Here is an 8,334-nt window from a genome sequence, read left to right as displayed (position 1 = left end):
TTTTCAAATCAAGTAATAAATTATGGCACTAGATAAAAATCAAATTGCAAAACGTATTGCACAGGAAGTGAAAGACGGATACTATGTCAACTTAGGTATCGGGATTCCCACGTTAGTGGCAAATTATGTGCGAGAAGACATATCGGTTGAATTTCAATCGGAGAATGGAGTATTAGGCATGGGACCTTTCCCTTTTGAAGGAGAGGAAGATGCTGACATTATCAATGCAGGAAAACAAACCATCACGACTTTACCGGGAGCCAGTTTCTTTGATTCGGCGTTTAGTTTCGGAATGATTCGTGCCCAAAAAGTAGATCTAACTATTTTAGGAGCGATGGAAGTAGCCGAAAACGGCGATATTGCCAATTGGAAAATTCCGGGTAAAATGGTAAAAGGAATGGGAGGCGCGATGGATTTAGTTGCTTCGGCAGAGAATATTATCGTAGCGATGATGCATGTGAACAAAGCCGGAGAGTCGAAAATCTTAAAAAGATGCACGCTTCCATTAACAGGAGTAGGCTGTGTGAAAAAAGTAGTAACCGAATTGGCGGTATTAGAAATCACACCTAAAGGTTTCAAATTGTTAGAACGCGCACCGGGTGTTTCGGTTGAAGATATCATCAACGCCACAGAAGCCGAGTTAATCATCGAAGGAGATATTCCGGAAATGAATATTAATTAGGCATAAACGAAATTAAAATATTAAGACCTGACAGGTTTCTGAAATCTGTCAGGTCTTTACGATACATATGAGAGCAAAAGTAATTTTAAAACCAGGTAAAGAAAAATCTATCCAACGTCGTCATCCTTGGATTTTCAGTGGTGCGGTCTATGGCTTGAGTCGCGAAATAAGCGATGGCGAAATGGTAGAGGTAGTCGATTCTAAAAACAGTCATTTAGGAACGGGATATTTTAGCGATAAAGGAAGTATTGTAGTTCGTTTGTTAACCTTTGGCACAGAGACTTTTTCTGAAAACTTCTGGAAGGAAAAACTACAATCGGCTTGGGAATTACGTTTGAAATTATTGAATTTAGAAGTGACCAATGCCTTCCGTGTCATACACGGTGAGGGAGATGGGATTCCAGGTTTAATCATCGATTATTACGATAAAAATTGGGTACTTCAAGCTCATTCTTCTGGGATTTTCTATCAAATAGAACACATTGCAAAAGCCATTCAGGACAATTTTCCTGATTTTTGTGAAACTATTTATTGTAAAAGTTCCGGAACTTTACCCAATACTGGTACGGATTACTTTTTGTTTGGAAGTAAAGAAGAAACAGTAGCTAAAGAAAACAACATCCTTTTTGCGGTGAATTGGGTAGAAGGACAAAAAACAGGTTTCTTCTTAGACCAACGCGAAAACCGAAAATTACTAGGCGAATTTTCCAAAGGCAAAAAAGTATTAAATACGTTTTGTTACACGGGTGGATTTTCAATTTATGCGATGAGTGCAGGCGCGGAGTTAGTCACTTCCGTAGATATTTCCCAAAAGGCAGTAGATTTAGCGGCCAAAAACATGGATTTAAATTTTCCAAATGCCAATCATAAAGCAATTGCTGATGATGTGTTTAACTTTATGAAAGAAAATCATCAAATCTATGATGTAATTGTACTGGATCCTCCTGCTTTTGCTAAAAGCATTAAAAGTAAACATACCGCGACCCAAGCTTACAAGCGCTTAAATATTGCAGGTTTGAAAGCTTTGGCTCCTAAAGGAATTTTATTTACTTTTTCTTGTTCTCAGGTTATTGATGATGTGTTGTTTTACAATACTGTTGCTGCCGCCGCAATAGAAACAGGAAGAAACATTAGAGTTTTGCATAAATTGACGCAGGGTCCTGATCATCCAACAAACATTTACCATCCAGAAGGGCATTATTTAAAAGGATTGGTATTGTATGTGGAATAAATTTCTTAAATTTTGAATAGAAAAACTGTAATCATTGTCATGAAGAATCTCTACTTAAAATCAGAAGTATGAAGTTATCATTTAGAAAGCGAAAAGGAAAGGCAGTATCTGTTTTTTTAACTTATTTTGATGCGCGTCGGGGATGGAAAAGATCTTCTAATCCCCTAGAAATTTTAACACATATCGTTGAGAAATTACGACCAACCTCGTTAAAAGAAACGGTCAGTTTAAGTGAAATTATTACGCTTTTTATTGAACGCCCAGAGATTAAAAATGAATTCAGACGTTATTTGCGGAAATTAGTTGGCTACAAAAATTTTGAGTCAATTATATCTGATGCTGGGATTTTACAAGACACTGATTTTATTTATGAAGTAAAGAAAAGAATTGGCGCCAAATTCTTGCCCTATCAACCACCAAAAGATACTTTACAATACGTTTTTAACCAAGTTTTTTATTCAGAAACGGATCCAATTTGGTTGAGTCAATTATCAGAAACAGAAGTCGAAACTCTTTTTGAGATATTAGACTTTGCTACTATTTATGATTCGGTAGAAATTAATACTCCTTTATTTGAAATTTTTCAAGCTTTACGGTTATTATCACAAAGAGCTAGTGGAAGAGCACTAGAAACCAATGTAATCAAGATGGTTCCGGAGTATGCTAACTTAGAAAATCCTTTTACGACATTTGAGTATCAACTTTCAAAAATTGAAAAGTTAATATTTATAGGTTCTGCTTCACATTCAGTATCTTCTAGAAATGAAGTCTATCAAGATTTAATGCGTTTGCTTGATAATTGTTTTGCCTTTGTGGACAAGGCTTTTGAAAATTCTGCGAAATATGGAATTTCTCTACGAGTGAATCAGGATTTATTAAGAATTAGACAACAGCTTCAAAGAATTCAAACAATATTACCCATCTTGGTAGTTGACGAATCTGTCGATAAAAAGAGAAACACAATTAAGTTATTTCAACAATTGATAACGTTAAATTGTAAAAAGAACAACGTAAGAAAATTAATAGACGAAAGTACGCAATTGATTTCTTACGAGATTACGCAACATACCGCCAAAACAGGGGAACATTACATAACACACTCAAAGAAAGAATATTTTCAAATGTTGAAAGCTGCCGTAGGAGGTGGATTTATAGTAGGTATTTTGTGTATCGTTAAATTATTGTTTTCAAAAGTACTAACCAGCGATTTCGGATATGCTTTTCTATATAGTTTGAACTATTCCTTGGGATTCATTATTATTTATATTTTAGGTTTTACCTTAGCGACCAAGCAGCCTGCTATGACAGCAGCTTCGCTAGTAAAAGCGCTTGAGGAAGGAACGTTAAATACAACTGATGTTTCTGGAGATAAACATCAGGCTTTTGCTGTTTTGTTTGCCAGATTATTTCGCTCTCAGTTTATAGCTTTTGTGGGTAATGTGTTTACAGCTTTTCCGGTAACCTTATTAGGGGTTTGGTTGATAGATCTTGTGTTTCATGTGAATATTGCGGAAACAAAATGGACGAAATTGATCACAGATTTAAGTCCGGTTGATTCACTAGCGATTTTTCATGCAGCGATTGCAGGTATCTTTTTGTTTTTGTCTGGAATTATTTCAGGAAGTATAGCAAATCGCGATAAGTTTTATGAAGTATACTATAGAATTCAAGAACATCCTTGGTTGAAATTGCGTTTAGGAAAGCGTTTTACCAAGCAATTATCTAAACGGTATGAAAAAAATTGGGCGGCAATAGTTTCTAATTTTTGGTTTGGAATTTTTCTAGGTAGTACGGCATCTATTGGAATATTTTTAGGGTTAAATTTAGATATTCGCCATATTACTTTTGCTAGTGGCAATTTAGCATTGGCTCTTCACGGAGCTCATTATTCTATTGCACTCGAGCCATTGCTTTGGGGAATCTTCGGTATTGGAATCATTGGATTAGTTAATTTTTTGGTTAGTTTTTCTCTTTCGTTGGGATTGGCTTTTCGTTCCAGAAATACGCCTATTAAAGAGTTAAATCCTATTTTCGTCTCAATCAAAAATCATTTTAAAAACAAACCACTTAGTTTTTTCTTCCCTGTTGAAAAATAAAAAAACCTGCAAGATTATTGCAGGTTTCTATACTTTATGATTTCATTTTTTCTTAATGACTCAACGCCGAGAAGAAATCATTTCCTTTGTCGTCGGTAATAATGAAAGCCGGGAAATCTTTCACTTCAATTTTTCTCACAGCTTCCATACCAAGTTCAGGGAAATCTACTACTTCAACATTTAAGATGTTTTCTTTCGCTAAAATAGCTGCTGGGCCACCAATAGAACCTAAATAGAATCCACCGTATTTTTTACACGCATTCATAACATCGGCACTACGATTACCTTTGGCTAACATGATCATACTTCCGCCTGCCGCTTGGAATTCGTCTACATACACGTCCATACGACCTGCCGTAGTTGGTCCGAAACTTCCTGAAGGCATTCCGTCTGGAGTTTTAGCGGGTCCAGCATAATACACTGGATGGTTTTTGAAATATTCAGGCATTGGTTTTCCTGCGTCTAATAATTCTTTGATTTTTGCATGCGCAATATCACGAGCTACAATCAACGTTCCGTTTAATTTTAAACGTGTTTTGATTGGATATTTTGACAATTCTGCCAATACTTCTTGCATTGGACGATTCAAGTCAATTTCAACAGCAGGCTCTAAATGCGGTGCCGTTTCAGGTAAATATTGTTTTGGATTGGTTTCTAATTGCTCCAAGAAAATACCGTCTTTCGTGATTTTTCCTTTGATATTTCTATCTGCTGAACACGAAACTCCCATTCCTACGGGGCAAGAAGCCGCGTGTCTTGGTAAACGAATCACACGAACATCATGAGTTAAATATTTTCCACCAAATTGGGCTCCGATAGAACTTTCTTGACAAATTTCTTGCACGCGTTTTTCCCATTCTAAATCGCGAAACGCCTGACCGGCCATATTTCCTGAAGTAGGAAGATGATCGTAATATCCTGCAGATGCTTTTTTCACGGCTGCTAAATTAGCTTCAGCCGAAGTTCCACCAATTACAATAGCTAAGTGATACGGAGGACATGCCGCCGTTCCTAAATCCATAATACGCTCACGAATGAAAGCATCTAAAGATTTTTCGTTTAATAACGATTTCGTTTTTTGATATAAGAAGGTTTTATTCGCAGAACCACCACCTTTAGCTAGGAACAAAAACTCATACGAATTCCCTTTTTTAGCGTAAATATCGATTTGCGCTGGTAAGTTGGAACCCGAGTTTTTCTCTTCAAACATCGAAATAGGCACAATTTGCGAATAACGTAAATTCCTGTTTTGGTAAGTATTGAAGATTCCTTTAGATAACCATTCGCCATCATCAACTCCCGTATATACGTTTTCTCCTTTTTTTGCCATCACAATAGCTGTTCCGGTGTCTTGACAAGAAGGTAATTCGCCTTCTACAGCTACTACAGCATTTTGTAATAAGTTATAAGCTACGAAACGGTCGTTGTCTGTTGCTTCTGGATCGTCAATGATTTTTCGTAATTTTTCTAGGTGAGAAGAACGTAACATAAAAGATACGTCTTTCATAGCTTCTTCAGCTAACAACTCTAATCCTTTAGGATCTACAGTTAAAATTTCTCTATCGCCTAATTGTTCAATTTTTACGTAATCAGAAGTTAATTTTTTGTACTGCGTATCGTCTTTTAAAATAGGATACGGGTCTTGGTATATAAAGTCCATTGAAGTTATAATTTTTGTAATGTAAAGATAACAAATATTACTAAAAAAGCCGATGAAGTAATCGGCTTTAAATTTTAAGGTTTGGGTTGTTCAATTAATTTTTTTACTACATCAGATTGCCCGTAGAGTAATTTAGTCAACATGGGTTTCAGGTTTTCGGGGAATGAAACCCAAGGATTTGTTCCTAGGTAAATTTCTTTCAAAGCGGTAAGGTTGATGAATTCTTCCGGCAAAGTGCGAATTTGATTTTCATCTAAATCTAAAAGAGTCAATTTGGTTAATTGTCCCAAAGAATTAGGTACTTTTTTTATTAGGTTTTTCTCAATATTTAAAGTTTGAAGGTTGGTTAGATTGCCAATCTCTGCAGGAATAACACTTATTTTGTTCTGATTTACCATTAAAGTATTTAGGTTGCTTAATAAACTTATTTCAACCGGCAATACTTCGATCTTGTTATTGCTAGCATTTAAAATTCTTAAATTCTTAAAATTTTCAATTCCTGCTAAAAAAGTTTTTACGGTATTGTTGGAAAAATTGAAATCAGTTAAATTAATTAAACCGCTCATTTCAATAGGAAGATCACTCACTTTATTATTGCTAATATCCAATTTTTTCAATTTGGTCAGTTTAGCAATAGAAGTGGAAATGTATTCCATTTTGTTTTTGTTTAATTCTAGTTTTTCCAAATTGGTTAATCTACATATTTCAATCGGAAAACGCTGAATTTGATTGTTTGTAAGGTACAATTCCTTTAATTTAGTAAGTTTACTAATTTCAATCGGTAAAGAAACAATCTGGTTGTTCTTAAGATATAGTTTTTCAACGTTAACAAATCTCCCGATTTCAGGAGGAAGTTTGGTCATTTGCTTGTTCGACAAGTCTAAAATTTTTACACTGGCTGGATTGGGACAGTTAATGTCACTTTCAATATCGGGCTCGCTCTGTGCAAAAGTTAAAGTTGGAAACGTAAATAGTAATGTAGTGAAAACAAATAATATTTTTTTCATGATGGTAAATTTGGCTGCATAAAAATAGGAAACTTTTTATAAACGAGAAATGGAATATTTAATTTTAAAGAAAAATAAAATGAAAAAAACTTTGCTTTTATTGTTATTCGTCTCTTCGATTTGTTTGGCACAAAATAAATCTACAACAGAGGTCAATATTGTTTTAGATGGTTGGCATAAGGCTGCCGCCGCCGCTAATTTTGATGCGTATTTCGATTTGATGGCCGATGAATCTATTTTCATAGGTACAGATCCCACTGAAAATTGGAACAAAAAAGCCTTTATGGATTTTGCACGACCTTATTTTGCCAAAGGTAAAGCGTGGCATTTTACTTCTTTAGAACGAAATGTTTATTTTGATAATTCTGGAAAAATAGCTTGGTTTGATGAGCTGTTGCAAACCCAAATGAAGATTTGTCGCGGTAGCGGTGTTTTAATTAAGCAAGGTAAAAAATGGAAAATTAAACATTATGTATTGTCAATGACTGTACCTAATGAAAACACGAATGAAGTGGTTAAGATAAAAACACCAATAGAAGATTTATTGATGGAGAAGCTAAAAAGTAAAAAGGAATCAAATCAGAATTAAAAGAAAAGGGAGCCATTAGCTCCCTTTTTTATGCATAGATATTTTCTTTCAATTGTTTAAACATTTCAGTGGTCATGCTGTTTAAATCATAATCATTTTTCCAGCCCCAATCTTCTCTTGCACAAGAATCATCAATACTTGCAGGCCAACTGTCAGCAATTTTTTGACGGAAATCAGGAGCATAATCAATAGTGAAATCTGGATAATGTTTCTGAATTTCAGCAGCTATTTCCTTTGGTGTAAAACTCATTGCAGAAAGGTTATAAGACGAACGGATTTTAATTTGTTCAGAAGGTGCCTGCATGATAGCAATCGTTGCTTTAATCGCATCGTCCATATACATCATAGGTAAGGCTGAATTTTCAGAAAGGAAAGAAGTGAATTTTCCTTCGGTAATAGCTTTGTGATAAATGTCTACCGCATAATCGGTTGTGCCGCCACCCGGAGGAGTACCCCAACTAATTAATCCTGGATATCGAATACTTCTCACATCTACGCCGTACTGCTTATGGTAATATTCACACCATCTTTCACCGGCTTGCTTACTAATTCCGTATACAGTGGAAGGCTCCATGATAGTATATTGTGGTGTATTGTCTCTTGGTGTAGTTGGTCCAAACACTGCAATACTCGATGGCCAATATATTTTTTTAATTTTTCCTGCTTTGGCCAGATTCAAAACATGAAACAAAGAATTCATATTTAAGTCCCATGCAAAGGCAGGATTTTTCTCAGCGGTAGCAGAAAGTAGAGCAGCCATTAGATAAACATCGGTAATTTTATATTTCTCTATCAAATGCTCTATTTGATTGTAATCTAATGCATTCACGACTTCAAAAATCCCATCGTTCACCACATCGTTATTCAATTTTCGAATATCGGAAGCAATTACATTATTCTTTCCGTAAGTTTCTCTAAGTTTTTGTGTAAGCTCTGTGCCGATCTGTCCACAAGCTCCTATGATTAAAATTTTCGTGTCCATGCTTAAAAAGTTGTGCGACAAATATAGCGTTTTTAAAGATTTTTATCCGATCAATTCTTAAGAACTTTAACACTTATTGTCTAGCAA

At 35.2% G+C, this 8,334-nt stretch carries 7 protein-coding genes; 4 read left to right on the top strand and 3 right to left on the bottom strand.

Going from position 1 to position 8,334, the window contains the following annotated elements; genetic code table 11:
* Positions 1-22: 22 nt before the first annotated feature.
* From NAT50_RS09965 to NAT50_RS09955, 3 genes are all read left to right on the top strand, one after another.
* The gene (locus NAT50_RS09965) at positions 23-682 is read left to right on the top strand and encodes a CoA transferase subunit B (RefSeq protein WP_250593127.1); all 660 of its coding nucleotides are present in this window, start codon (positions 23-25) and stop codon (positions 680-682) included.
* 67 nt (positions 683-749) lie between these two features.
* On the top strand, positions 750-1,913 hold the full coding sequence (locus tag NAT50_RS09960) for a class I SAM-dependent rRNA methyltransferase (protein ID WP_250593126.1): 1,164 nt from the start codon (positions 750-752) through the stop codon (positions 1,911-1,913).
* Between the two features lie 68 nt (positions 1,914-1,981).
* Entirely contained in the window at positions 1,982-4,009 is a 2,028-nt protein-coding gene (locus tag NAT50_RS09955) for a site-specific recombinase (RefSeq protein WP_250593125.1), read from the top strand.
* Positions 4,010-4,061: 52 nt separating this feature from the next.
* On the opposite strand, the gene NAT50_RS09950 is transcribed toward NAT50_RS09955, so the two are convergent.
* Entirely contained in the window at positions 4,062-5,669 is a 1,608-nt protein-coding gene (locus tag NAT50_RS09950; protein WP_262918658.1) for a fumarate hydratase, read from the bottom strand.
* Positions 5,670-5,743: 74 nt separating this feature from the next.
* Positions 5,744-6,676 (bottom strand): leucine-rich repeat domain-containing protein, encoded by a 933-nt coding sequence (locus NAT50_RS09945; RefSeq protein ID WP_250593124.1) that lies wholly within the window; start codon positions 6,674-6,676, stop codon positions 5,744-5,746.
* Positions 6,677-6,755: 79 nt separating this feature from the next.
* Here NAT50_RS09945 and NAT50_RS09940 point away from each other — a divergent pair, with 79 nt between their 5' ends.
* A complete protein-coding gene (locus NAT50_RS09940; protein ID WP_250593123.1) occupies positions 6,756-7,265 on the top strand; it encodes a nuclear transport factor 2 family protein in 510 nt (169 codons plus the stop codon).
* 28 nt (positions 7,266-7,293) lie between these two features.
* Here NAT50_RS09940 and NAT50_RS09935 read toward each other — a convergent pair whose 3' ends face one another.
* Positions 7,294-8,247 (bottom strand): L-threonine 3-dehydrogenase, encoded by a 954-nt coding sequence (locus NAT50_RS09935; RefSeq protein WP_250593122.1) that lies wholly within the window; start codon positions 8,245-8,247, stop codon positions 7,294-7,296.
* Between the last annotated feature and the right edge of the window lie 87 nt (positions 8,248-8,334).

The organism is Flavobacterium luminosum, assembly GCF_023635005.1.
Classification (GTDB): Bacteria; Bacteroidota; Bacteroidia; order Flavobacteriales; family Flavobacteriaceae; genus Flavobacterium; species Flavobacterium luminosum.
The sequence above is the reverse complement of the archived record's forward strand: the minus strand, read 5'-3'. Positions and strand labels throughout refer to the sequence as shown.

Coding starts and splice junctions, on each gene's coding strand:
- NAT50_RS09965 (WP_250593127.1), top strand. CDS start 23: ATGGCACTAGATAAAAATCAAATTGCAAAACGTATTGCACAGGAAGTG.
- NAT50_RS09960 (WP_250593126.1), top strand. CDS start 750: ATGAGAGCAAAAGTAATTTTAAAACCAGGTAAAGAAAAATCTATCCAA.
- NAT50_RS09955 (WP_250593125.1), top strand. CDS start 1,982: ATGAAGTTATCATTTAGAAAGCGAAAAGGAAAGGCAGTATCTGTTTTT.
- NAT50_RS09950 (WP_262918658.1), bottom strand. CDS start 5,669: ATGGACTTTATATACCAAGACCCGTATCCTATTTTAAAAGACGATACG.
- NAT50_RS09945 (WP_250593124.1), bottom strand. CDS start 6,676: ATGAAAAAAATATTATTTGTTTTCACTACATTACTATTTACGTTTCCA.
- NAT50_RS09940 (WP_250593123.1), top strand. CDS start 6,756: ATGAAAAAAACTTTGCTTTTATTGTTATTCGTCTCTTCGATTTGTTTG.
- NAT50_RS09935 (WP_250593122.1), bottom strand. CDS start 8,247: ATGGACACGAAAATTTTAATCATAGGAGCTTGTGGACAGATCGGCACA.